This window comes from Raineyella fluvialis (genome assembly GCF_009646095.1).
GTDB lineage: Bacteria > Actinomycetota > Actinomycetes > Propionibacteriales > Propionibacteriaceae > Raineyella > Raineyella fluvialis.
In genome coordinates this window covers 826,151-850,799 of the sequence record NZ_CP045725.1, presented here as the reverse complement: position 1 = coordinate 850,799, position 24,649 = coordinate 826,151, and the positions used below count along the sequence as shown (strand labels likewise).

General features: G+C 71.4%; 23 protein-coding genes and 1 riboswitch. Of the genes, 11 read left to right on the top strand and 12 right to left on the bottom strand.

What is annotated here, in order from left to right:
- Positions 1-445: 445 nt before the first annotated feature.
- A complete protein-coding gene (locus Rai3103_RS17400; protein WP_153571480.1) occupies positions 446-2,371 on the bottom strand; it encodes a sugar phosphate isomerase/epimerase and 4-hydroxyphenylpyruvate domain-containing protein in 1,926 nt (641 codons plus the stop codon).
- Positions 2,364-2,813 carry a type II 3-dehydroquinate dehydratase gene (gene aroQ / locus Rai3103_RS03920; RefSeq protein WP_153571479.1) on the bottom strand — a complete coding sequence of 150 codons (450 nt, stop codon included), beginning with the start codon at positions 2,811-2,813 and terminating at the stop codon, positions 2,364-2,366. Before aroQ ends, Rai3103_RS17400 begins: the two co-directional genes overlap by 8 nt.
- Positions 2,814-2,851: 38 nt before the next feature.
- Between aroQ and Rai3103_RS03915 the strand changes: the two genes are divergently transcribed.
- The 5 genes from Rai3103_RS03915 (at position 2,852) to gtfA (ending at position 9,046) form a co-directional block, all read left to right on the top strand.
- Positions 2,852-3,502, top strand: a complete 651-nt coding sequence (locus tag Rai3103_RS03915) for a TetR/AcrR family transcriptional regulator (RefSeq protein WP_153571478.1) — start codon at positions 2,852-2,854, stop codon at positions 3,500-3,502.
- Between the two features lie 159 nt (positions 3,503-3,661).
- A complete protein-coding gene (locus Rai3103_RS03910; RefSeq protein ID WP_153571477.1) occupies positions 3,662-5,080 on the top strand; it encodes an MFS transporter in 1,419 nt (472 codons plus the stop codon).
- Positions 5,081-5,092: 12 nt separating this feature from the next.
- On the top strand, positions 5,093-5,935 hold the full coding sequence (locus tag Rai3103_RS03905; protein WP_153571476.1) for a shikimate dehydrogenase family protein: 843 nt from the start codon (positions 5,093-5,095) through the stop codon (positions 5,933-5,935).
- A 31-nt stretch (positions 5,936-5,966) separates the two neighbouring features.
- Positions 5,967-7,652: a long-chain-fatty-acid--CoA ligase gene (locus Rai3103_RS03900; RefSeq protein ID WP_153571475.1), complete on the top strand. Its 1,686-nt coding sequence runs from the start codon at positions 5,967-5,969 to the stop codon at positions 7,650-7,652.
- Positions 7,649-9,046 carry a sucrose phosphorylase gene (gene gtfA, locus Rai3103_RS03895; RefSeq protein WP_153571474.1) on the top strand — a complete coding sequence of 466 codons (1,398 nt, stop codon included), beginning with the start codon at positions 7,649-7,651 and terminating at the stop codon, positions 9,044-9,046. The genes Rai3103_RS03900 and gtfA overlap by 4 nt, the downstream gene beginning before the upstream one ends.
- Here the strand turns inward: gtfA and Rai3103_RS03890 are convergent.
- Positions 9,024-9,176 carry a hypothetical protein gene (locus Rai3103_RS03890; protein WP_153571473.1) on the bottom strand — a complete coding sequence of 51 codons (153 nt, stop codon included), beginning with the start codon at positions 9,174-9,176 and terminating at the stop codon, positions 9,024-9,026. The genes gtfA and Rai3103_RS03890 overlap by 23 nt on opposite strands.
- A 2-nt stretch (positions 9,177-9,178) precedes the next feature.
- Complete coding sequence (locus tag Rai3103_RS03885) at positions 9,179-9,688, bottom strand: hypothetical protein (protein WP_153571472.1); 510 nt, start codon at positions 9,686-9,688, stop codon at positions 9,179-9,181.
- A gap of 138 nt (positions 9,689-9,826) precedes the next feature.
- Here Rai3103_RS03885 and Rai3103_RS03880 point away from each other — a divergent pair, with 138 nt between their 5' ends.
- Positions 9,827-11,218, top strand: coding sequence for a DUF222 domain-containing protein (locus Rai3103_RS03880; RefSeq protein WP_194793256.1), 1,392 nt, complete (start codon positions 9,827-9,829; stop codon positions 11,216-11,218).
- Between the two features lie 165 nt (positions 11,219-11,383).
- On the opposite strand, the gene Rai3103_RS03875 is transcribed toward Rai3103_RS03880, so the two are convergent.
- The 7 genes from Rai3103_RS03875 to Rai3103_RS03845 form a co-directional block, all read right to left on the bottom strand.
- Positions 11,384-12,328 (bottom strand): cobalamin biosynthesis protein, encoded by a 945-nt coding sequence (locus tag Rai3103_RS03875; RefSeq protein WP_228489143.1) that lies wholly within the window; start codon positions 12,326-12,328, stop codon positions 11,384-11,386.
- On the bottom strand, positions 12,322-13,089 hold the full coding sequence (locus tag Rai3103_RS03870; RefSeq protein WP_228489142.1) for an adenosylcobinamide-GDP ribazoletransferase: 768 nt from the start codon (positions 13,087-13,089) through the stop codon (positions 12,322-12,324). The genes Rai3103_RS03875 and Rai3103_RS03870 overlap by 7 nt, the downstream gene beginning before the upstream one ends.
- A gap of 5 nt (positions 13,090-13,094) precedes the next feature.
- Entirely contained in the window at positions 13,095-14,114 is a 1,020-nt protein-coding gene (gene cobT, locus Rai3103_RS03865; RefSeq protein WP_153571469.1) for a nicotinate-nucleotide--dimethylbenzimidazole phosphoribosyltransferase, read from the bottom strand.
- 186 nt (positions 14,115-14,300) lie between these two features.
- Positions 14,301-14,424, bottom strand: a riboswitch (cobalamin riboswitch).
- Entirely contained in the window at positions 14,406-15,329 is a 924-nt protein-coding gene (locus Rai3103_RS03860) for a cation diffusion facilitator family transporter (protein ID WP_153571468.1), read from the bottom strand. Its footprint overlaps the riboswitch before it by 19 nt.
- 16 nt (positions 15,330-15,345) lie before the next feature.
- Positions 15,346-15,522, bottom strand: coding sequence for a hypothetical protein (locus Rai3103_RS03855; RefSeq protein WP_153571467.1), 177 nt, complete (start codon positions 15,520-15,522; stop codon positions 15,346-15,348).
- 27 nt (positions 15,523-15,549) lie between these two features.
- Positions 15,550-16,023: a tRNA (cytidine(34)-2'-O)-methyltransferase gene (locus Rai3103_RS03850; RefSeq protein ID WP_153571466.1), complete on the bottom strand. Its 474-nt coding sequence runs from the start codon at positions 16,021-16,023 to the stop codon at positions 15,550-15,552.
- Between the two features lie 5 nt (positions 16,024-16,028).
- Positions 16,029-16,856 carry a pseudouridine synthase gene (locus Rai3103_RS03845; RefSeq protein WP_153571465.1) on the bottom strand — a complete coding sequence of 276 codons (828 nt, stop codon included), beginning with the start codon at positions 16,854-16,856 and terminating at the stop codon, positions 16,029-16,031.
- A gap of 154 nt (positions 16,857-17,010) precedes the next feature.
- Between Rai3103_RS03845 and Rai3103_RS03840 the strand changes: the two genes are divergently transcribed.
- Genes Rai3103_RS03840 through Rai3103_RS03820 form a run of 5 tightly spaced genes read left to right on the top strand, consistent with a single transcriptional unit; the run spans position 17,011 to position 22,937 of the window.
- Positions 17,011-18,225: an MFS transporter gene (locus Rai3103_RS03840; protein WP_228489141.1), complete on the top strand. Its 1,215-nt coding sequence runs from the start codon at positions 17,011-17,013 to the stop codon at positions 18,223-18,225.
- On the top strand, positions 18,222-19,475 hold the full coding sequence (locus Rai3103_RS03835; RefSeq protein WP_228489140.1) for an MFS transporter: 1,254 nt from the start codon (positions 18,222-18,224) through the stop codon (positions 19,473-19,475). Before Rai3103_RS03840 ends, Rai3103_RS03835 begins: the two co-directional genes overlap by 4 nt.
- A 24-nt stretch (positions 19,476-19,499) precedes the next feature.
- Positions 19,500-20,909, top strand: coding sequence for a DUF2252 domain-containing protein (locus tag Rai3103_RS03830; protein WP_228489139.1), 1,410 nt, complete (start codon positions 19,500-19,502; stop codon positions 20,907-20,909).
- 22 nt (positions 20,910-20,931) lie between these two features.
- Positions 20,932-21,243: a hypothetical protein gene (locus Rai3103_RS03825; RefSeq protein ID WP_153571464.1), complete on the top strand. Its 312-nt coding sequence runs from the start codon at positions 20,932-20,934 to the stop codon at positions 21,241-21,243.
- A gap of 17 nt (positions 21,244-21,260) precedes the next feature.
- Complete coding sequence (locus Rai3103_RS03820) at positions 21,261-22,937, top strand: dihydroxyacetone kinase family protein (protein WP_153571463.1); 1,677 nt, start codon at positions 21,261-21,263, stop codon at positions 22,935-22,937.
- Between the two features lie 200 nt (positions 22,938-23,137).
- On the opposite strand, the gene Rai3103_RS03815 is transcribed toward Rai3103_RS03820, so the two are convergent.
- On the bottom strand, positions 23,138-24,424 hold the full coding sequence (locus Rai3103_RS03815) for a citrate synthase (RefSeq protein ID WP_153571462.1): 1,287 nt from the start codon (positions 24,422-24,424) through the stop codon (positions 23,138-23,140).
- Positions 24,425-24,649 lie beyond the last annotated feature (225 nt).

Sequence of the window (24,649 nt, the reverse complement as noted above, 5' to 3'; positions counted from 1 at the left end):
GCCCTCCGCAAGGAGGTCACCGGCCTGCTCGCCGCCCTGCAAGGCCGGCTGGCGGACGTCAAGATGGTCGATGTCGGCAAGTACCTCTTCCGTATCGTCCGCAACCAGCGGCTGGCGCTGCCGGCCGACATCGTCCTGCTGGTCCGGATGCTCACCATCGTCGACGGCCTCGGCCGCCGCCTCGACCCCACCTTCGCCCTCGAGGACGCCCTGAGCCCGTTCGCCGAACGACTCCTGCTGCAGCGGCTCGATCCGCGTTACTGGGCCGGGCGGGCCCGGGAGGCGACCCTCGACGCGGTGATGCTGAGCACCGAGTTGCCGTCGTACGCGCGGCGGCTGGTCGAGCGCTTCGACAAGGACGGGATGGACGTCAACCTGCGCGCCGACGAGCTCGAGCCCCTGATGGCCCGGGCGGAGGGGATGACCGATCGGCTGGTGCTCGGCCTCATCGTCGCCGCCATGATCGGCGGCGGCTCGAACATCCTCGTCGCCAACACCGAGAAACTCGGCCGGTTCGCCGGCCCGGTGCTCGCCGGGATGTGGGGCATCCTCGGCGCCACCGGCGGCTACCTGGCGTGGACCGGCCGGCCCTGGGGCGGGTCAAGGGTCGCAAGCGCTGATCGGCGTGCGCCGCGAGGCGGATCGGTGTGTTCGGTGCCCCGTACCCGCGGTAGCCGTCCACCCGTTGCAGGATCTCCAGGTAGAAGCCGTTCCCGAGCACCGGGGTGTAGCAGTGCATCAGCTCCCCGTGGGGCGCTCGGTCGTACAGCACGCCGTGTTCCCGTAGCCGGGCCAGCCGCTCCGCGGGGAGGTCGAACCGTGCGGCCAGGTCGACGTAGTAGTTGTCCGGCACCGGCATCAGTTCCAGCCCGGCGGCCCGGACGCGCTGGACCACGGCGAAGATGTCCGGTACGCCGAAGGCGATCTGGTTGAGGCCGCGGCGCGCCTCGTCGGGGCGGGTGCCGTCGTCGACCGACATGATCACCCGCAGGTCGCCGTCGCGGGGAGTGAGCGGACGGCTGCGCATCCGGCCGTTGGGCTGGATGTACTCGGTCACGTCACCGGCGGCCATACCGAGCACGGTCCGGAAGAAGGACTGTTCGGCGGGCAGCAGGTTGGGGTCGACGGAGGCACCGACATGGTCGATGCCCAGCCAGTCGCCCTCGCCGTGCCCCGTCGCCGCGGTCGGCTCCAGATAGACCGACAGTCCGCTGGGGGAGTGCATGCCGGTCCGCGGCCCGCGGACCCGCGGCCACAGCATCGCCTCGGCGCGAGTGGTGACGTCGGTCGGCTCGGCCACCGCCACGCCCAGCGCGGTCACGGCGGCCGGAGCACCGGTCGGGCTCTCGTCGAGGTGCACGGTGGCGGCTCCGTTGCGCCACCCGCCCCGGTCGTCGGTGGTGAAGCCGAGCGCCGTCAGCAGGTCCTCCAGCGGACGGGCGGCGAGCGGCCCCCCGGTGGAGATCTCCACCCAGGCGGGGTCCACCCGGGCGGGCGGCGCCGGCGGATCGAAGAGGTCGATCCGCGGCCGTTCCTCGGCGTTCTCCGGGCGGTCCCACCAGCCCCGCAGTTCCTCCTCCAGGTACAGCAGCGATCGCATGGCGTCGAGGGCGGTGGCCCGCGGCTCGGCCTCGCGGACCACGTCACTGAAGACCTCCAGCGAGAGCGGGCCGCGGTAGCCGCGGCGGAGCACCTCGGCCACCAGCGGGGCGATGTCGAGGTTGCCCTGGCCGGGGAAGCAGCGGAAGTGCCGCGACCAGTCGAGGATGCGCATGCCCAACCGGGGCGCGTCGGCGATCTGCAGAAAGGCGATCCGGTCGCCCGGCACGTCGCCGAGGGCCTCCGGGCCGTCCTCGCGGGACAGCATGTGGAAGGTGTCCACCACCACGCCCAGGTGCGGATGGTCGGCCCGGCGCACCACATCCCAAGCCTCCGCGAAGCGGCTCGTCGTCCGTCCCCAGGCGAGGGCCTCGTAGCCGACGTGGATCCCGGCCTCCGCAGCCAGCTCCGCTACCGCGGCGAGTTGCTCGGCCATCAGGTCCCGGTCGTCGAGGGCATCGGAGCGTACGGACGAGCAGACCAGTGCCCGGTCGACCCCGAGCTCACCCATCACGGCGAACTTCGCCCGGACCCGGTGCAGCACGGCTCCGAACTCGGCCGGAGGGGTGCCCTCGACGTCGCGGATCGGCTGGAAAAGGTCGATGGTGAGCCCGAGGTCCGCGCAACGGTGCGCCAACTCGGCCGGCGAAAGGGGGGACGAGACGAGGTCGGGGTCGAAGATCTCGATCCCGTCGAAGCGGGCGGCGGAGATAGCCTCCAGCTTGCGGTCCAGGGTGCCGCCGACCGAGACGGTGGCGATGCCCTTACGCACCACGACCCCCGGTCAGCGTCAGGACGCGCTCCACCGCGAAGCAGTAGCCCTCGATCCCGCAGCCGACGATGACCCCGGCCGCGATGTCGGACAGGTACGAGTGGTGCCGGAACGCCTCGCGGGCGTGCACGTTGGAGATGTGCACCTCGATCAGGGGACCGGTGATCGTCACCAGGGCGTCGCGCAGGGCCACCGAGGTGTGGGTGAGGGCCCCGGCGTTGACCACGAAGCCGGCCGCCTCGGTGCGCATCTCGTGGACGGCGTCGAGGAGCGCACCCTCGTGGTTGCTCTGCACGCACCGGACCTCGAACCCGGCCGCCCCGGCGGTCGCCGCGCAGAGGTCCTCGACGTCGGCGAGGGTGTCGCGGCCGTACACCTCCGGCTGGCGCTGGCCCAGCAGGTTGAGGTTGGGACCGTTGAGGACGGCGACATAGGGGGTCATGATTCGGCTCCGATCGGGTGGGATGTCAGACTGTGGGGATGGGGAACGGTCGGCGGGACGAAGAACTCTCGAGGGATGCGGCGCGCACGAGGGCCGAGATCCTGCAGGTGGCCACGGCGGAGTTCTCCCGCTCGGGCCTGTCGGGGGCGAGGGTCGACGAGATCGCGGCGCTCACCCGGACGACCAAGCGGATGATCTACTACTACTTCGGTGGCAAGGACGGCCTCTACGCCGCTGTGCTGGAGGAGGCGTACACCGGCATCCGTCGGGCCGAGCAGAAGCTCGACCTGGCCCCGCTCACCCCGGTGGAGGCGATGCGGACGATCATCGAGTTCGACTTCGACTACCACGTCACGCACCCGGAGTTCGGGCGTCTGGTCGCGATCGAGAACATCCACCACGCCGAGCACCTGCGCACCTCCGAGCGGCAGATCCCGATCAACACCCCGGTGATCGACCTGCTCGACGGCGTGCTGGCCCGTGGCCACGACGACGGTTCGTTCTGCCGGCAGGGGGTGACGGCGATCGACGTCCACCTGATGGTGATGTCCTGGGCGATCTTCCAGGTCACCAACCGGCCGACGGTCGAGGCCAGCTTCGGCTACGACATGGGCTCGCCCGAGCATCGCGCGAAGAACCGTCGGATGGCCGTCGACGTCATTCTCTCCTGGTTGCGCACCGCCGACTGACGGCCTTTTCCGACGCATCTGATCTCCTCCTCGACATCAGGTCTTGCCAACAATGTACCAGATAGTACATGGTGTATGTACTAGTTAGTACACACGTTGGTAACCCGGCATCCACCGGACCCGACGACGAGAACCATCCAACGATGAATGGAGACCTCGATGTCCCAGACCACGACGACGGCGCGCAAGAGCGCCGCCCACCACGAGCCGCGGGGCCACCACGCACCTCGGCGAGCCGCCGCCAGTGGGTGGATCGGCAGCGCGCTGGAGTATTATGACTTCTTCATCTACGCCCAGGCCGCGGCGCTGATCTTCCCGCAGCTCTTCTTCCCGAAGGGTGACGCCAGGGTCGCCCTGATCGCCTCCCTCGCCACGTACGGCGTGGGATACGTCGCCCGGCCCATCGGCGCCTTCGTCCTGGGCCGCTGGGGCGACCGGCACGGACGCAAGAACGTGCTCGTCCTCTGCATGATCCTGATGGGCGCCTCGACTCTCGCGGTCGCCGCCCTGCCCACCTACCAACAGGTCGGCGTCCTCGCGCCGGCGCTCCTCGTGGCGCTGCGCCTGGTGCAGGGCTTCGCGGTCGCCGGTGAGCTCTCCGGCGCCAGCTCGATGATCGTCGAGCACGCCCCGTTCGGCCGGCGTGGCTACTTCGCCAGCTTCACCCTGCAGGGCACGCAATTCGGCCAGATCCTGGCCGCCGCGATCTTCATCCCGATGGCCCGGATGCTTCCCGACCAGGCGTTCACCAGCTGGGGCTGGCGGGTGCCGTTCGTCCTGAGCGTCCTCGTGGTGGTGGCCGGCTGGCTGATCCGCCGCCGGGTGCCGGAGACCCCTGCCTTCAAGGAGGAGACGAAGGCTGCCGCCGTCCCGGGCAGCCCGGTCGCCATCGCGTTCCGCGAGAGCGGCGGCAACATGGTCCGCGTCATGCTGATGGCCCTGATGAACGTCATCCCCACCGTCACCACCGTCTTCGGCGCCGCGTACGCCACCCAGAAGTCGTACGGGATCGGCTTCCACGCCGACGTCTACCTGTGGATCCCGGTGCTCGGCAACATCGTCGCCGTCATCGTCATCCCGTGGGTCGGTAGCGTGAGCGACCGCATCGGCCGGCGCATCCCGATCATGGTCGGCGCGATCGGCTCCGGTCTGATGTCCTTCGGCTACCTCTGGGCGATCAGCCAGCACAACGTGGTCCTCGCCATCGTCTTCTCGCTGGTGATGTGGGGCCTCGTCTACCAGGGCTACAACGCGACGTTCCCCTCCTTCTACGCCGAGATGTTCCCGACCCGCACCCGGGTCACCGCGATGGCCATCGCCCAGAACATCGGCACCATGCTGACCGCCTTCCTGCCGGCGATCTTCACCGCCATCGCGCCGCCCGGCAGCACCGGCGTCCCGTTCCGGATCGGCGCGATCACCCTGGTCATCACCGTGATCTGTGCCCTCGCCGCCTGGTCCTCCCGGGAGACCTACCGCCTGCACGTCCACGACCTCGGTGAGCCCGGTGGCACGCCGATCCCGCGTCCCGAGTACCTGCGTCTGCGCCGCGAGGCCGGCGGAAGCCAGCTGGGCTGAGGTGATCGGACGATGACGACATCGCTCTCGGGCAGGACCGGCGTCCTGCTGCACATCGGGTATCCCACCCACTCGTTCAAGGCCCCGCTGATCTACAACCCGTGGTTCGAGGCGCACGACATCGACGCGGCCGTGGTCCCACTCGGCCTGCCCGAGCCCGCCTTCTCCGCCACCTTCCGGTCGCTGATGACAGCGAGCAACGTACGGGGCGCGTTGGTCACCATGCCGCACAAGGTGACCGTCCTCGACCTGGTCGACGAGGTCCGCCCGGCGGCCCGGATCGCCGGTGCCGCGAACGCCGTCCTTGTCCGCGAGGACGGGATGCTGGTCGCCGACATGTTCGACGGCGAGGGCTTCGTCCGGGGGATGGAGCGGCACGGCCGCTCCGCCACCGGGGCCCGGGCTCTGGTGACCGGCTGCGGCGGGGTCGGGTCGGCGATCGCCGCCTCCCTCGCCGCCGCCGGAGTCGCCGAGCTGGGGTTGTACGACGTCCGGACCGGGTCGGCGGACGCCCTGGCCGGTCGGCTCACCGCGCACCACCCGCAGTTGCGCGTCGTGGTCGGCGACAACGACCCCGACGGCTACGACGTCGTGGTCAACGCCACGCCGATGGGCATGGAGCCCGGCGACCCGCTGCCGTTCGACGTCTCCCGGATCGCACCGACCGCGTTCGTGGGGGAGGTGGTGATGAAGCAGCAGATCACGCCCTTCCTCGCCGCGGCACGGCAGCGGGGGTGCGCCACCCAGGTCGGGACGGACATGCTCTTCGAGCAGATCCCGGCCTACCTGGAGTTCTTCGGCTACGGCTCGGCCACCCCGGCCGAACTGCGGGAGGTCGCCCGGCTCGCCGCCTGACGTGATGCCCCCGCGCCCCTAGCCTGGTCGCATGACCACCAGCCCCCCGCCCGCCTGGGTCTCCGCCTATCAGCCGGGCGTGCCGGCGGAGATCGACCTCCCCACCGAGTCGCTGTTCGCGATGTTCGAACGGTCCGTCGCCGAGGGGGGCGACGCCGTGGCGATGACCTTCTTCGGTCGCACCACGACGTACGCCGCCCTCGGCGACGCCGTCTTCCGGGCCGCCGAGGGGCTGCGCCTGCTGGGCGTACGCCCCGGTGATCGGGTCGCGCTCATGCTGCCGAACTGCCCCCAGCACGTCGTCGCCTTCTACGCGGCGCTCCGGCTGGGGGCCGTCGTCGTGGAGCACAACCCGCTCTACACCGGCCGCGAGCTGGAGGAACTCTTCGCCGACCACGGGGCGCGGGTGGCGATCGCCTGGGACGTGGCCGCGCCCAAGCTTCAGGGGTTCGCGGCCGAGCACCGGCCGGACACCCTCGTCTCGGTCAACATGGTCGAGGAGTTCCCGGCGGCGATGCGCGCCGCCCTGAGGTTGCCGGTCAAGAAGCTGCGCGACACCCGCGGATCGCTCACCGCGCCCACGACGGGCACGATGCGCTGGAAGGCGCTGTTGGCCCACCCGCCGGTGGATCCGGAGGTGCCCCGGCCGACGGTCGACGACCTGGCGGTGATCCAGTACACCTCGGGCACCACCGGCCACCCCAAGGGCGCCATGCTCAGTCACTTCAACCTGTACAGCAATGCGCTACAGGGCAAGGCGTGGATGAAGGACGCCGAGTACCGCAAGGAGAACTTCTACGCGGTGCTGCCGATGTTCCACGCCTTCGGCATGACGCTCTACCTGACGTACGGGGTGCTGCGGCAGGCCAACCTGGTGCTCTTCCCGAAGTTCGACGTCGACCTCGTGCTCAAGGCGGCCACGCGGTTCCCGCCGACGGTCTACTGCGCCGTCCCGCCGATCTACGAGCGTACGGCCAGGGCGGCGATCGAGCGTGGCGTGTCGCTGCGCTCGGCGAAGTTCTGCATCAGTGGCGCGATGGCGCTCACCGACCCGGTCGTCGAGCTGTGGGAGTCGGTCTCCGGCGGGCTGCTGGTCGAAGGATATGGGATGACCGAGTCCTCCCCGGTGGCCCTCGGCAACCCCTTCTGGCCGACCCGGCGGACTGGCACCATCGGGGTGCCGTTCCCCTCCACGCTGATGAAGGTCGTCGACCCCGAGGATCCGACCCGTGAGGTGGCCCGGGGGGAGCGCGGCGAACTGCTGATCAAGGGCCCGCAGGTCTTCCAGGGCTACTGGCACAACCCCGAGGAGACGGCGAAGACCCTGCTGGCGGACGGCTGGCTGCGCACGGGCGACCTCGTCGTGGTGGACGAGGACGGCTACACCACGATCGTCGACCGGGCCAAGGAACTCATCATCACCGGCGGTTTCAACGTCGCCCCGAGCGAGGTCGAGCAGGCGATCCGTACGTTCCCGGGGGTCAAGGACGTGGCGGTGGTCGGCAAGCGCCAGAACGACGGCGCGGAAATGATCGTCGCCGTCATCGAGGCCGAGCCGGGTGCCCGGATCGACGAGGCGGAGGTCCGCGCGCACTGCCGCGGCATGCTGGCCGCCTACAAGGTGCCGCGCCGGGTGATCACCGCCGAGGGTGAGCTACCGCGCTCGATGCTCGGCAAGGTGCTGCGCAAGCAGGTAAGGGAGACACTGGTGCTGTGACGCAGCTCATCGCGTATGCCGACCGGCTCGGCGGCTCCCTGGCGGGCCTCCACCGGCTGCTGACCGGGCCGCTGGCCGGGCTCTTCGACGGGGTCCACATCCTCCCGTACTTCACGCCGTACGACGGGGCGGACGCCGGCTTCGACCCGGTCGACCACACCAGCGTGGATCCCCGGCTGGGCAGCTGGGACGACGTCCGCGCGCTGGCGGGCGACATCGGGGTGATGACCGACGTCATCGTCAACCACGTCTCCGCCGACAGCGCCGAGTTCCGCGACGTCCTGGAACGCGGCCAGGCCTCACCGGCCGCCCGGATGTTCCTCACCTACGCCGACGTCTTCCCGCAGGGCGCGACCGAGGAGCAGCTGGCGACCATCTTCCGGCCCCGCCCCGGGCTCCCGTTCACCCCGTACGACTGGGGCGGGACGCGCCGGCTGGTCTGGACCACCTTCACCCCGCAGCAGGTCGACCTCGACCTGCGCGACGCCGCCGGCCGGGCCTACCTCGAGCGGGTCCTCACCACGCTGGCCGATGCCGGAGTGTCGATGATCCGGTTGGACGCCGCGGGCTATGCGATGAAGACCGCGGGCACCTCGTGCTTCCTGACCGAGGACACGTACGCCTTCCTCGACGAGCTGGTGGCCCGGGCCCACGAGCTGGGCATGACGGCGCTGGTCGAGGTCCACGCGGGCCACGAGGTGCAGCAGCGGATCGCCGCCGCCGTCGACCTCGTCTACGACTTCGCCCTGCCGCCGCTGCTGCTGCACGGGCTGAGCACCGGCGACGCCGAACCACTGCGGCGCTGGCTGGACATCCGCCCGACGAACTGCGTGACCGTGCTCGACACCCACGACGGCATCGGCGTGATGGACGTCCGCGGGCTGATCACCGACGACCAGCTGCACGATCTGGTCGAGTCGATCCACCGCAACACGCACGGGGAGTCCCGTCAGGCGACCGGCTGGGCCGCCTCGAACGTGGACCTCTACCAGGTCAACGCCACCTACCCGGCCGCTCTGGCCGATGACGAGGCCTACCTGGTGGCCCGAGCGATCCAGCTCTTCGTCCCCGGCATCCCGCAGGTCTACTACGTCGGTCTGCTCGCCGGCGGCGACGACATGGAGCGTCTCGCCGCGACCGGGGTCGGCCGCGAGATCAACCGCCACGCCTACACCGACGAGGAGATCACCGCCGCGCTGGAGCGTCCGGTGGTCCGCCGCCTCCTCGACCTGCTCCGGCTGCGGGCCGAACATCCGGCCTTCAACGGCGAGTTCAGCCTCGGCGGGGAGGGCTCGCGGCTGGAGTTGACGTGGCGCTCCGAGGAGGGCTGGGTGCGCCTCGAGGCGGACCTCGCCGACCGGACGTACGTGGTCAGCGCTGACTCTGACCGGTGAGCCCCCGGGCGACCGCGTCCGCGATCGCCACCCCGTTGAGGGCGTCCTCCATGCTCTGCGGCACCCGGTCGAGGCGTTCGGCGACCACGGTGAGGCCCTGCAGCGTGACGCTCCAGGGGATCTGGTTCACCGTCAGCAGCGTACGGACCGCCGGGCCGGTCGCCATCCGGCCGAGCAACTCGTCATCGGTGAGGATCGCGAACCGGGCGTCGAAGGCCTCGTCGCCGGTGCGATGGACCATCCCCCGACGAACTGGTGGCGTTCCTCGAGTAGTTCCAGGGGCACGATCCGGACGTCGTTGAGGGGGAAGGGGAGACGGAGCCAGCACAGCGTCGCGTGTCTCCGCCGGCCCTGGCGCGCCGGGTCCGTCGACTCGTACGTGACGTGGGCGACCCAGAACTCCTGACCGCGATAGGTGCCGCTGAACCCCTCGCGGAACATCACCGGGCGTTGCCACTCCCGCAGCTGTGGTGGGGGCGGCCGGAGCCGCGAGGCGTCCTCGGTGTAGGTCCAGCCGCGGGCGTGGGCCCCCTCGGCCAGTTCGGCGACGCGCCGACGCTCCCGGCGCGGGGTGGCCACCACCACGGCCGTCAACCAGCCGACCAGCGGGATGGTGATCAGCAGGACGATCCAGGTGCCCATCACGGCCGTCCCGGCATCACGGGCTCAGCGGGTCGTACGCGGGGGTCGGCCATGCGAACAGGGTAGTCAACGGGCGGTTCGGCGGTGGTGGGAATGGTGCCCGAGGTTGATGTCAGACACCTTCTCTACCGTGGAGACATGGGTGAGGAGCGGGTGCCGGGGAGGGGTCCGGAGCAGGGTCCGGACAGTGACGGGGGCGGTCAGCCGCTCCCGGTGTTCGAGCTGCCCCACGGAGGTCCGGCCGGCCAGGCGACAGCGATCGCCGACGAGTTGCTGGCCAACCGCAGCCTTCAGATGTCCCTCGAGGGGCACGAGCTGGTCCTGGTGGCCGAGCTGGTCGACGCGGCGCCCCGTCCCACCAGGGCGCACCAGGCACTGCCCGGTGGGGAGGGGATGGCGCAACTCGGCGGTGACGGCACGCCACGGGTGCCAGAGTTCCTGGCGATGGAGCTTGGTGCGCTCTTCGGCTGCACCCACGCCTCGGCCGCCCTGCTGATCTCCGACGCGCTCAACCTTCGGCACCGGCATCCGCGGCTGTGGCAGCTGCTGGCGGCCGGACAGGTCCGGGCCTGGCAGGCCCGCCGGATCGCCGCCATGGCGCACCCGTTGACCCTCGAGCAGGCCGACGAGCTGGACTCCGTCCTCGCGCCGGTCATGCCGGGCCTCGGCTGGACACGGATGCAGCGCCTGGCGGAGGGCGAGATCGCCCAGATCGCTCCCGACCTGATCGAGGCCCGGGCGCGGGCGGCTCGCGAACACCGGTTCGTACGGCTGGGGAGGGAGAAGCCCGGCCCCGGGGTGACCGCGGTGGTGGCTCATCTCGACACCGCTGACGCCGTCCACGTGGACGCGGCGGTCGACCAACTCGCCCGGGCACTCGAGCGTCACGGCGACGGGTCCCCACTCGACACCCGCCGCGCACGCGCCATGGGGATGCTGGCCACGCCGGCCCTGGCGGCGGCGCTGCTGGCCGACCTCGCTGATCCTGTCGACCCCCTCGATCCTGTCGTTCCGGACGATCCCGACGGTGAGATGCCCGACTGGCAGCAGGCCCTCCCGATCTCCGCCCTCGCCGAACCCGATGACCTCGAGTCCCTACCCCCCGACCCTGGCCCCGGGGATCCTCCCGGCGAGCCCGACGTGGTCCCCTCGCGGTCCTGGTGGCGTGCCCGGACCGCCGACCTCGCGGCCGCTTTCCGCACCGTCGACCCGGCCCGGTTGCGTCCTGTGGTCCGCCTGCACGTGCATGTCAGCGCTGCCGATCTCGAGGCGGGCTGTGGCGTGGCGCGGGTCGAGGGACACGAGCCCGTGCCGCTGTCGCAGCTTGCCGAGTTCCTGGGCGGCTGCCCGGTCCGGGTGACCCAGGTGATCGACACGCGTGACTCACAGACCGTCGACTCGTATGAGATCCCCGACCGCCTCCGGGAGCAGGTGATCCAGATCCAGCCGTACGAGGTGGCCCCGTGGGGCAGGTGCCCGCACGGGCCTGCGACCTTGACCACACCGTGCCCTGGCGGGCCGGCGGGGTGACGGCCATCGACAACCTGGGCCCGCTCGGCCGCAGGGCTCACCGGGCCCGGACCCATGGTGGTTTCCGCCTCGACCGGACGGACCCGGGCACCTGGGTGTGGCGTTCACCGCTGGGCTACGTCTACTCCGTCAGTAACCGGTCGACGCGCGCCTGGGGACGCGACTTCAGCACCATCGAGGCCGGTTGGGCGCACCGCCACCGATCGCGGCCAGGCCCATGGCCACCATCAGCGTCCCGAGCTGCACCCGACGGCCCAGACTGACCGCTCGGGCGACGTCCGCGGGCTTGGCCACCCGGCCGTCACCCAGCACGCCGCGGTCCTCGACGCGTCCGCCGTACGCGTTGGCCCCGCCGAGACGGATCCCCAGCGCGCCGGCAAAGGCGGCCTCGATCTGGCCGCCGTTCGGGCTGGGATGCGCCGCCGTGTCCTCGCGGATCGCCCGCCAGGCCGACCATGAGGTTCCCGCGGCGATCGCGGCACCGAGCCGCGCGGGGAGCCAGTTGACGACGTCATCGAGCCGGGCGGCGACCTTCCCGTACCGCTCGTACCGGTCGTTGCGGTAGCCGATCATGGCGTCGAGTGTGTTGATCGCCCGGTGGGCCACCATTCCCGGGGCGCCGGCGATCGCCCCCCAGACCAGAGGGGCCACCACGGCGTCGGAGGTGTTCTCGGCCAGGGACTCGATCGCCGCTCGGGTCACGCCCGCGGCGTCCAGCACCCAGGGGTCGCGGCTGACCAGGTGACCCACCTGCTCACGGGCCGCGGGCAGGTCGCCGCGCTCAAGATGATCGGCCACAGCCGAGGCCTCCCGTTCCAGCGAGCGACCCCCGAGCACCGACCAGGTGACCAGCGCCGTCCAGGCGACGTCGGTGAGCACCGAGCGCCGGGCCAGCCTCGTCACCAGCGTTGCGGCCAGGGTGGTGGAGCCGACGAGCAGCGCCACCTGTCCTGCGCCGGCGGCGACCGAGTCGGCGTACGTCCGCCGTTCCAGCGCGATGGCCGCCCGGCCGAACGCGGCGACCGGATGCCCGCGACGAGGGTCGCCGACCAGCCGGTCGAGGCCGAAACCGAGGGCCAGGCCGAGGGCCCGGGTCCAGCCGTTCACCACGCCATCACCGCCACCACGGCCAGCCCGGCCGCCGCGGCCTCGACCAGTGCGCCGAGGACGTCACCGGTGATACCCCCCAGCCGGCGGACGCACCACCACAGCAGGACCCCGCCGGCGAGCGGCCCCCCGGCCGCGGCGATCGCACCGGCCCACCAGTTCGCGCCCGACAGCAGGGCGACGCCGGACAGGACGCCTGCCCACACCAGCCAGACGACGGCCGCGCCGTACCACGGCACCGACCCGGCCACGGCTTGGCCGAGGCCCTCGGGCCGGGCGGCCGGGACGCTGCGCAGGCAACCGAGCACCAGCGCCGCCCGCGAGGCGCAGACCAGAGCCGCGACCACCAGCCACCCGTACGGCCGCGCCAGCAGCGCACCGTACGATGCCGCCTGCAGCCCCAGCACGACGACCAGGGTGCCGGCGCCCATCGGGCCGACGTCGCCGGTGCGCATGATGTCCAGGGCTCGGTCGCGGTCCCAGGAGGAGCCGAGCCCGTCGGCGGTGTCGGCCAGCCCGTCCCAGTGGATCGACCGGCTCAGCTGGGCGACGATCCCGACCACCAGCAGCCCGCCGACCAGTCCGGGGGCGCCCAGCCGTACGGCCGTCCAGCCGACGAGGCCGGCGGCGAGCGCCACCGGCGCCATGACCACCGACCCGATCACCATCGCCGTCCGGGCGATCGGCGCCGTCACCTGTCCGATGGCGCCTGCGGGGATCCGGGTGAGGGTCCCCGTGGCGAGTCTCCAGCCGTCAGCTGACATCGGACTCAGCTGACATCGGCAAGGGTCGCCATCTCCCGCATCAGGGCGATGCCCGTGCGGACCAGCGGGACGGCCGCGGCGGCGCCGGTGCCCTCGCCGAGCCGCAGGCCCAGGTCGAGGATGGGCGACAGGCCGAGCTTCTCGATGGCGAACGACAGGCCCGGCTCGGGCGAACGGTGACCGGCTCGCATCCAGGCCTTGGCGCCCGGCGCGATGGACTCGGCCATCGTCGCCTCGGCACCGGCGATCACACCGTCGACGAGGACCGGCACCCCGGCGCGGGCCGCGGCGATCATGTAGCCGGTGGCCGCCGCGATGTCGGCGGAACCCAGGCAGGCGAGGCGTTCGATCGGGTCGGCGAGCCGGTCACCGCAACGGGCGATCGCCTCGTCGATCACCGCGGCCTTGCGCAGCCGGCCGGCCTCGTCGAGGCCGGTGCCGATGCCCGTCACCTCGGCGGCCCGGACCCCGTAGGTGGCGGCGATCAGGGCCGCAGACGGCGTGGTGTTACCGATGCCCAGGTCGCCGGCGATGAGCAGCTGGGCGCCCGCGGCGATCTCCTCGGCCGCAATGGCCTCCCCCTCGGCCAGCGCCTGCTCGGCCTCCGCACGGGTCAGCGCGTCCTCGACGCGGATGTTCCCCGAGCCGCGGCGGACCTTGTGGGCGCTCACCTCGGCCGGCACGTCCAGGTCCGCGTCCACGCCGATGTCGAGGAGCCGTACGTGGATGCCGTGCTGGCGCGCGATCACGCTGATGCCCGCCTTGTCGGCGAGGATGCCGTGCACCATGCCCACGGTGATGGCGGTCGGATAGACCGAGACACCATCAGCGGCGACGCCGTGGTCACCGGCGAAGACGACGGTGCGGACGTTGTCCAGCTGTGCCGGCGGCACCTGGCCCTGGGCGGCGGCGATCCAGCAGCCGAGTTCGACGAGACCGTGCAGCGCGCCGGTCGGCATCGCCAGCGAGTCGCAATGCGCGAGCGCCGCGGCGTACACACCGGCGTTGGGTGGGGTGATGGTCATGAGTCCTCCAAGGGTGGAGGCGCGCCCGGACCGCAGAGGGTCCTGTGGATACGAGTGAGTGGAATCGGACCGAGTGGATGGTCCGGGCGCGTCCCCACGTTCAATACGGGGCGCGCTAGGCGGTGCAGACGTGAGCGGTGCAGAAGGACCGAACGCTCATGATGTCCTCTCCGGGATGGCGCGTCCCAGTCGTGGTGTACGCGGGCCGAGTTCCTGACTTGGACTCACAGTGGCGCGACCGTGCCGGAATCTCACCGGCTTCCTCGGTTACCGCGTGGTGCGAGGCACAGCCTACACGCCCGGCATGTCCTCGTGATCGCGGTGCCCCGGTGGCTCGAGCTGGAACGTCGAATGCTCCACCGACACGGGGAAATGCCCGGCGACGCAGGACTGCAGGGCATCCAGCAGCAGGGGCGCGTGGCCGGTGCGGAAGCACTCCTCCTCCACGACGACATGCGCGCTGAGCACCGGCAGCCCGGTGGCGATCACACTCGCGTGCAGGTCGTGCACCTCCAGGACGTGGTCGATCTCCAGCAGGTGCCGGCGCACCTCGGCGAGATCCAGACCCTTCGGCGACCACTCCAGCAGCACCACCGTCGAATAGCGGAGCAGTGCGAGGGTCCGGGGGATGATCAGCACCGCGATGACCATCGCGGCGACCGCGTCGGCCCGCAGCCACCCGAGGGCCCCGATGAGGATGGCCGAGACGATCACGGCGACGGAGCCGAGGGCGTCGTTGGCGACCTCGAGGAAGGCGGCGCGCAGATTGAGGTTGACGTCGCGGTGGGCCAGCAGGACGGCGAGCGAGGCGAGGTTGCCGGCGAGACCGATGACGCCGAAGACCAACAGCGCGCCGGACGGTACGTGCGGGGGTTCGAGGAGTCGCTGCACGCCGTCGATCAGGGCGTACACCCCGACCGCGAGGAGGATCGCCGCCTGCCACTGGGCCGAGATCACCTCCGCCCGGCGGAAGCCCCAGGTCCGCCGTTCATCGGCCGGCCGGGTGGCCAGGCGTGTCGCCATCACGGCCAGCGCCAGGCCGGCGGTGTCGGTGAGCATGTGGGCGGCGTCGGTGAGCAGCGCGAGGCTGCGGGTCAGGGCCGCGCCGGCGACCTCGGCGACCAGCACCGTGGCGGTGATCCCCAGGGCGACGACCAGCCGACGCTCCGGCGCCGTGCCATGGCTGTGGGAGCCGTGGCTGTGGTCGTGTCCCATGGGGCGATTCTAGGTGTCAGTCCTCGCGTCGGGGCCACGCACAGGTGGTGCATTCCTTACCGCGTCGGGCCTGGACCAGGTTCCATCCCAGCAGCGCCAGGCCCACCGCGATGCCCGCCGCGGGATGCACGGTGACCCCGAGGATGATGCCGAGCATCAGCGGGATCGAGATGGCGCAGGGGGAGAGACTCATGGCTCGCATCGTATACCCGTGGGGGTATCAGTGCGCGCCAGGGAACCCGAATTGCCGCCAGGCCTCGTAGACGGCGATCGCGGTGGCGTTGGAGAGGTTGAGCGAGCGATTGCCGGGCCGCATCGGGATCCTGACCCGCTCGGTGACCCGACCGTCCGCGAGGACCTCAGGAGCGAGGCCGGTCGGCTCCGGCCCGAAGAGCAGGACGTCGCCCTCCCGGTAGGTGACGTCGGTGTGGCGTACGGTCGCGTGCGCCGTGAACGCGATGATCCGGGCCGGCAGCAGGGCGTCGTACGCCGCCTCGAGATCGTCGTGGACGGTGACGTTGGCCATGTCGTGGTAGTCGAGGCCGGCCCGCTTGAGATGGGTGTCGTCCATCGAGAAGCCGAGCGGTCCGGCCAGGTGCAGCGGCGCGCCGGTGATGGCGGCCAGTCGGATCGTCGCGCCCGTGTTGTGCGGGATGCGGGGGGAGTGGAAGAGGATACGGACCGGGCAGGACATGGGCGTCAGTCTCGCACGGGCTCCCACCGATGGCCGATCTTGCTGTGGAACGTCCGCTCCTCGCCGGTGACGGGGTCGGTGAAGGACAACGTACGGGCGACGAGTTCCAGCGGGGCGGAGAAATCGTCGATGTCGACGTCGAGCACCTCGGGATAGAGCGGGTCGCCGACGATCGGGATCCCCAGTCCGTTGAGATGGAGGCGCAGTTGGTGGGTCTTGCCCGTGGTCGGGGTCAGCCGGTACAGCCCGTACGTTCCCCGGGTCTCGAGGAGTTCGATCGTGGTGTGACTGTTGGCTGCCCGGTCGGCGAGGACCTCGCCCTGCAGGATGCCGCGACGCTTGTGGAGGTGGTTGCTGACCTCGAGCGGGAAGACCAGGTCGGATCGTACGGGGGCCACCGCGGTGTAGGTCTTGCGCGCGAGCCGGTGTTCGAACACCTGCTGGTAGGGCGCCCGCCACCGACGTTCGGTGGTCAGCAGCAGCACTCCGGCGGTGAGCCGGTCCAGCCGGTGAGCCGGGGAGAGCTCCGGCAGGCCGAGCGCCGACCGCATCCGCACCACGACGGACTGGGTGATGTGGCGGCCCCGGGGGATGGAGGAGAGGAAGTGGGGCTTGTCCACCACCACGATCCGCTCGTCGCGATGGAGCACGGTCACCTCGAACGGCACCACCGGCTCCTCCCGCAGGTCGCGGTGGAACCAGACGAAGGTGTGCGGGGCGTACGGCTCCTTCCCGGAGAACGGCGCACCCGTACCGTCGACGAACCGGCCCGCGCCGAGCATGGCGTCGACCGGCGCCTGCGCGGCCAGCCGATCGCGGAGGAAGTCGCGCATCGTCGGCCAGGGCGCCGGCTTGTCGGCGTCGGGGGTCCGGACCCACGCCGCCTCCAGGCCGTGGCGGCGGGGCAGGGGGAGCGGGGTGGCACCCGGCCAGCGTACGGCACATATCCCCCTAGGGGTATGTGCGGCCCTGGCAGAATGGGCGGTCGTGAAGCGCCCGATCCTGTTGCTGATGCTGACCAATGTCCTCGGTGGAGTGGGTGTCGCCTCCGGCATCGCCGTCGGCGCCCTGCTGATCCAGGCGATCGCCGGGACGGCGTGGTCGGGCTTCGGCCAGGCGCTGTCCGTGCTCGGCGCGGCCATCGCGGCGGTGCCGCTGGCGCAGCTCGCCGCCCGTCGGGGCCGGCGCAGCGCGCTGGGGCTCGGCTACCGGATCGCGGCGCTCGGCGCTGCCGGCGTCGTCCTCGGCGCGGTGCTGCACTCGGTGGTCGTGCTCTTCGTGGCGTTGCTCTTCTTCGGCGCCGCCCAGGCCACCAACCTGCAGACCCGTTACGCCGGGGCGGACGCCGCCGCGGGGCCGCGCCGGGCCACCTGGATGTCGATGGTCTTCTGGGCGACCACGATCGGCTCCGTCCTCGGCCCGAACCTCGCGACCGCCGGCGATGTCGTCGGACGCTCGCTGCGACTGCCGGGGTTGTCCGGCTCCTACCTGTTCGGCATCGCCGCGTTCCTGCTGGCCTCGGTGGTGGTGATGTTCCTGCCGGGCGGCGTCCTTCCCGGCGCCGGAGTGGTGCCGGGGGCGCGGTCGGTGAGTGCCGGGCAGGCGCTGGCGTGGGCGATGCGGCACCCGATGGCGCGCTTCGCCGTGCTGCTCACCGCGGTCGCCCACGGGGTGATGGTCGGCGTGATGTCGATGACGCCGATCCACCTGCACGGCCACGGCCATGACCTCGAGGTGATCGGCCTGGTGATCAGCCTCCACATCCTCGGCATGTACGCGTTGAGCCCGGTCTTCGGCTGGCTCGCCGACCGGGTCGGCGCGATCCGGGTGGCCGGTCTCGGCCTGGCGGTGCTCCTCGCCGCCGTGGTCACCGGCCTCGTGGCCGCCAACGGGCGCGTCGAGCTGACCACCTCGGCCCTGGTGCTGCTGGGCCTCGGCTGGTCGGCGTCCATCATCTCCGCCTCCGCGCTGCTGGCCGGCGTCGACTCCGGTGACGTCCGTGTCCCGCTGCAGGGCGCCAACGACGCCCTGATGAACTACGTGGGTGCCGGGGCCGCCGTCCTCGGCGGGCCGGTGATGGCCGGGATCGGCTACGGCGGGCTCAACATCGGCGCCGGCCTCCTGCTCATCCCGGCGGCCGTGGCCGGGATCGCCGCGCTGCGGGCGGTACGGGCCGGCGAGCAGGTAGTGTCTGCCGGGTGATCCCGGGCGTACGGCAGTTGGTCGCCGACACCCGCCCGCTGCACAACGACCATTTCCGCCGGTTGTGGGTCGCCAACATCATCACCGTCATCGGCGCCCAGCTCACCGTCGTCGCCGTGCCGGCCCAGATCTACGCGCTGACCGGGAGTTCGGCGTACGTGGGGCTGACCGGGCTCTTCGGGCTGGTGCCCCTGGTGGTGTTCGGGCTGTGGGGCGGGGCGCTGGCCGACGCGATGGACCGTCGCCGACTGATGATGATCTCCACCCTGGGCCTGATCGCGACCTCCGCGCTGTTCTGGGGCCAGTCGGTCGTCGGAGTCGGCAACGTCTGGGTCATCCTGGGGATCTTCGCGGTGCAGCAGGCGTTCTTCGCCGTCAACCAGCCGACCCGGACCTCGATCCTGCCGCGACTGCTCCCCGCCGGCCAACTGCCGGCGGCGAACTCCCTCAACATGACGGTGCTCCAGTTCGGGGCGATCGCCGGTCCGCTGGTCGGGGGCGCGTTGATCCCGGTGCTCGGCTTCTCCTTGCTCTACCTGATCGACACCGTCCTCCTCTTCGCCACGCTGTGGGCGGCCCTGCGGCTCCCGGCGCTCCCACCGGCCCATGCCGCACGACAGGTGCCGGGGCTGCGTTCCGTGGTCGAGGGGCTGGGCCACCTGCGCGGCCGCCCGGTGCTGATGATGTCGTTCCTGGTCGACCTGATCGCGATGGTCTTCGGGATGCCCCGGGCCCTCTTCCCCCAGCTCGCGCACGAGTCGTTCGGCGGCCCCACCGAGGGCGGCACGGCCTTCGCGCTGCTCTTCGCGGCGATCCCCGCCGGTGCCCTGCTCGGCGGCATCTTCTCCGGGTGGATCTCCCGGGTCGAGCGCCAGGGGCTGGCCGTCGTCGTCTGCATCGTGGTCTGGGGCGGGTCGATGCTCGGCTTCGGGCTGTTCGCGGGGGCGGGGCTGCTCGGGCCGGCGCTCGGCATGCTGGCGCTGGGGGGCGCGGCGGACATGGCCTCGGCCGCCTTCCGGCAGACGATCCTGCAGGAGGCCGCCAGTGACGAGGTGCGCGGCCGGCTGCAGGGCATCTTCATCGTCGTCGTGGCGGGTGGCCCCCGGCTCGCGGACACCCTGCACGGCGCGGTCGCCGCGGCGGTGGGAACGGTCGCCGCGGCGGCGGGAGGCGGTGTGGCGGTCGTGCTGGGCGTCACCCTCGCCGCCGTGCTGGTGCCGACCTTCGTCCGCTATCGGGTGACGCGCTGAGGGCAGGCGGGAGAAAATGGTCCCGTGTCCATCCCCGAATCAGCGGCGCCGCCGCGTTTCGACGAGGCCTTCACCTCGTTCCGCATCCCGGCGACCGACCGCGACGAGCGCGTCGCGTACGGCAAGTCGCTGCGGGAGGCGACGCCGCACGAATGTCTCGGGGACTGGGTGCCCACGCCCGATCGCCCGGGTGTCGTGGAGGTGGTCGAACGCGCCCAGGAGGGGCGGCTGCCCTGGCTGCTCGGGGTCCGGACGGCGCGGATGGCGGCGTCGCCCTTCGGTTTCCTCCGGGGCACCGCCGACCTGATGGCCTGGGATGTCGCGCACCTGCCCGCCACCGGCGTCCACACCACTGCCTGCGGTGACGCGCACATCGGCAACATCGGCTTCTACCGGTCCCCCGAGGGGAGGCTGGTGATCGATCTCAACGACTTCGACGAGGCCCACACCGGCTCCTGGGAGTGGGACCTGCGCCGGCTCACCGCCTCCATCTGGGTGCTCGGCCGGGTCAATGGCACCGGTGAGGACCAGTGCGAGGAGGCGGTGCACCAGTGCGTCATCGCCTACCGCGACGAGGTGAGCGCCCTGAGCAAGGAACCGTTGCTGCGGCGCGCGTACGACCAGCTCGACGTGGACCGACTGCACGACACCGTCTCGGACAAGACGCTGCGCAAGGAGGTCAAGCGCGCGGCGGAGGCGGCCCGGCGGCGGACCTCGGACCGCAAACTGCCCAAACTCGCCGGCGGCGCGACCCACGCCACGAGGATCCTCGATGACCCGCCGCTGATCACGCACCCGAGCGACGAGACGACCGACGCGATCGCCGCCGGGTTGGACGCGTACCTGCCGACCCTGACCCCGCAGTGGCGCCGGATCGTCGGTGGCTACACGCTGGTCGACATCGCGCACAAGGTCGTCGGCGTCGGCTCGGTGGGGATGCGCGCCTGGCTGGCGCTGCTGGTGGGATCCCGCGACGACGACGTGCTGTTCCTGCAGCTCAAGCAGGCCAGGCGCTCAGTGATCGCGCCGTACGTCCACGGCGACGTCGCCTGGCACAGTCACCAGGGCCAGCGGGTCGTCGAGTACCAGCAGCAGCTGCAGACGGTCTCCGACCCGCTGCTGGGCTGGACCACGGTGGGGGAGCACCAGTACTACGTACGCCAGTACCGCAACATGAAGGGGGGCGTCCCGCTGGACGCGATGTCTCCCGAGGGGCTGGTCGACTACTCCGGCATCGTCGGGCACCTGTTGGCCAAGGGACACGCCCGCACCTCCGGCGCCTCGATCATCTCGGGCTACTTGGGCAAGAAGGACGCGCCGGTGGAAGCCGTCGCCCGGTGGGCACGTAGCTACGCCGACCAGACCGAGCGTGACCACGAGGAGCTGGTCAAGGCCGTCCGGGACGGCCGGCTGCCGGCTGAGGGGGACGTCTGAGAGGTCCGCTAGCGTCTGCGCCATGCCCTCCTACCGTGCCGAGCTCCAGATCAGCGATGTCCGCCCCGGGCACCGCCCCGGCGAGGTGCTGCCGCTGGCCGCGGCGGCGACCCGCCGGCTCGCCCACCTCGACAAGCCGGATCTCGTCATGGTGGACCGGCTGCCATGGGTGGTCGTACGGTTCAGCATCGACCCGACCGGTCGGTCGGAGGAGGACGACCGGGCCCGCGCGATCGCCGGCCAGGTCGAGCGAGAGGTGGCCGCTGTCGCTGAGATCCAACGCACCCGCGTGAGTCGCCGGGTGAAGGGAGAGTGGCTCATCGTCCCGGGCTGATTGTGTTTCACTGGTACATGGCCGCAAAACTTCTGAACGACCCGAGCGACGTCGTACAGGAGGCCCTCGAGGGGCTCGTCCTGCTCCAGCCGGGACTCAACCTGCTCGAGGACCGTACGACGGTCATCCGCGCCGACCGGCGGGCGGCCGGCCCCGACGACCCGGCGGTCCCCGTCGCGATCATCACCGGGGGCGGCGCCGGGCATGATCCGGCCGACGCCGGGTTCGTGGCGGGCGGCATGCTCACCGCGGCCGTGGTCGGGGGCATCTTCTCCTCACCGGGTGCCGATGCGGTCTACCAGGCCATCCGCGCCGTCACCGGGGCAGCAGGCTGCCTGCTGGTCGTGAAGAACTACACCGGCGACCGGCTCAACTTCCAGCTCGGCGCCGAGCTCGCCGTGGCCGACGGCTACCGGGTCGAGCTCCTCCTCGTCGCCGATGACGTGGCGCTGACCCAGAGCGACGACAACGCCGGGCGCCGCGGCCTGGCGGGCACCGTCCTGGTGGAGAAGATCGCCGGTGCCCTGGCCGAGGAGGGCCGGTCGCTCGACGAGGTGGCGGCGCTCGCCCGCCTCGTCGCGGGCCGGGTCGGCACGGTCAACACCGGCTTGTCGGCACCCACCGTCCCCGGGGTCCCCACGGCGAGCTTCGAGCTGCGCGACGACGAGGTCGAGTTGGGCCTCGGCATCCACGGCGAGCCGGGCGTCCGGAAGATCCGGGCGACCGACGCGGACAAGCTGATCCACATCATGGTGTCGCGGATCGCCACCGAGCGCGGCATCCGGGCGGGTGCCAGGGTGGTCGCCCTGGTCGGCGGCGCCGGGGCCACCCCACCGATCGAACTGGCGATCGCCACTCGGGCCGTGGTCCGCGAACTGGAGCTGCGCCGCATCGAGGTGGTCCGCCTCTACTGCGGCGAGGTGATGACCAGCCTGGACATGGCCGGCGTCTCGGTCACCCTGCTGGCCCTCGACCCCGAGGAGCCGGCTGTGCTGGCCGCCCTCGATGCGCCGACCGGCGCCCTCGCCTGGCCCGGCCACGGAGTCGATGCCGCACCCTCCCTCGCCAGGGTGGCCGCGCCCCTCCCCGACGCCGGTGTCCCGGAGGACCTGGGGCATCCCGACGCCCGGGTCCGCGCCGCCATCGACGTCGCCTGCCAGGCGGTCCTCGACAGCGAGACCGAACTCACCCACCTCGACCAGCAGGTCGGCGACGGGGACCTCGGCCAGGCCTTGGCCCGGGGGGCGTACGGCTGGTTCGACGACCCCATCGAGGGGGACGCGAGCCACCTGCTGCGCCACCTCTCCTGGATCGCCCGCCGCGACGTCGGCGGGACCTCGGGTGCGCTGTACGCCATGGGGCTGCTGCGGGCGGCCGAATCCCTCGAGCGGGGTGGCGACTGGGGTGAGGCCCTGGCCGCCGCGGTCGACGGCGTCGCCGGCCTCGGGGCGGCGGCCCCGGGGGACGGCACCATGCTCGACGCGCTCGCCCCGGCGGCCACGGCCTGGGCCGACGGACCCGCGGCGGTGGTCGACGCCGCTCGCCGTGGGGCGGAGGCGACCGTCGGTGCGGTGGCCCGGCGGGGCCGGGCCAGCTACCTCGGCGAGCGCGCGGTGGGCTACCCGGACCCCGGTGCGATCGCCGTCGTACGGTGGCTCGAGGCGGTCGTCACCGCCCAGCCAACTGCCGTCTGACAAGGGCGTACGCCGTCCCGGGTGTACGGATCCGTACGGATCGGCCGCGGGGGCTGGCGCTGGCGGGAGCGAGCGGCGAAGATCGGAACGTAATCGCTTCTGGGGGGATGCGATTCGCTCGGGGGACCCGACGCACAGGGGCCCCGGACACCGCCGAAGCGGGCCGGGGCCCCTGTGGGTCGATCAGGCGACCAGCGAGGTCAGCGCTGGTCCATCGGGACGACGTCGCGCTTGTCGTGGCCCATGTAGATCTGGCGCGGACGCGAGATCCGGGCCTTGGGGTCGGCGTTGTGCTCGCGCCACTGGGCGATCCAGCCGGGGAGACGACCGACGGCGAAGAGCACGGTGAACATCTCCACCGGGAAGCCCATCGCCTCGTAGATCAGGCCGGAGTAGAAGTCGACGTTCGGGTAGAGCTTGCGCGACACGAAGTACTCGTCCGCGAGCGCGGTCTCCTCGAGCTCCTTGGCGATCGCCAGCAGCTCGCGGTCGCCGTTCGGCGAGGTGGCGAGGATCTCGTCGGCGTACTTCTTGATGATCGCGGCGCGCGGGTCGAAGTTCTTGTAGACCCGGTGGCCGAAGCCCATCAGCTTGATGCCGGCCTTCTTGGCCTTGACCTGCTCGAGGTAGTCCTTGGGGGCGATGCCCTGGTCGCGGATGGCGGCCAGCATCTCCAGCACGGCCTGGTTCGCGCCACCGTGCAGCGGGCCGGACAGGGCGTTCACACCCGAGGCCACGGAGACGTAGAGGTTCGCCTGGGACGAGCCGACCAGACGTACGGTCGAGGTGGAGCAGTTCTGCTCGTGATCGGCGTGCAGCACCAGCAGGGCGTTCAGGCCCTTGGTGACGATGTCCTGGAACTGGTAGTCCTCGGCCGGAGTGCCGAAGGCCATCCGGATGAAGTTCTCGACGTAGGACTGGTCGTACCTCGGGTAGAGGAAGGGTTCGCCCTTGGCGTTCTTGTACGCGTACGCGGCCAGGGTGGGGACCTGGGCGAGGAGCTTGCGGGTGGCGATCTCGACGTCGGCCTTGTCGAGGCCGACGTGGTTGCGGTTGAAGGTCGACAGCGCGCAGATGCCGGCCGACAGCACGGGCATCGGGTGGGACTGGCGCGGGAAGCAGCGGAACAGGTCGCGCATCCGCTCGTCCAGGAACATGTTGTGGACGAGCTCGTTCTCGAACGTCTCCACCTGGTCCCTGGTGGGCAGCTCGCCGTAGAGCACCAGCCACATCACCTCGACGAAGCTGCACTGCTCGGCGAGCTGTTCGATCGGGTACCCACGGTAACGGAGGATGCCTTCTTCGCCGTTGATGAAGGTGATCTCCGACTTGCACGACGCGGTGTTCCCGAAGGCTTCGTCGAGCGTGACGTTCCCGGTCTGGGCGCGCAGCTTGCTGATGTCGTAACCGTTGTCGCCGTTCACGGCCTGGACGAACGGAAGCTCGATAAGCTGGCCGTCACCCGTGGTGAGAACTGGTGTGGTCATCCATTACTCCCTTGTAGTCATTGCTGCCCCATCGTGGACCCTAGCAAAGCGGTCCCGACCGTGGAGGCCGATCGATCGACGGGCGGCATTTCGTGCCGGCGCGGTTTCTGGGCGACGCCGGCGATGGAGGACGCGCACCGATGCGCCCCCACATCACTCCAGGCCACCGGTGTCGATTGCGGTCATTCTGCCGCCGCGGCGTCCACGATGCGTCCGGCCGTTCCA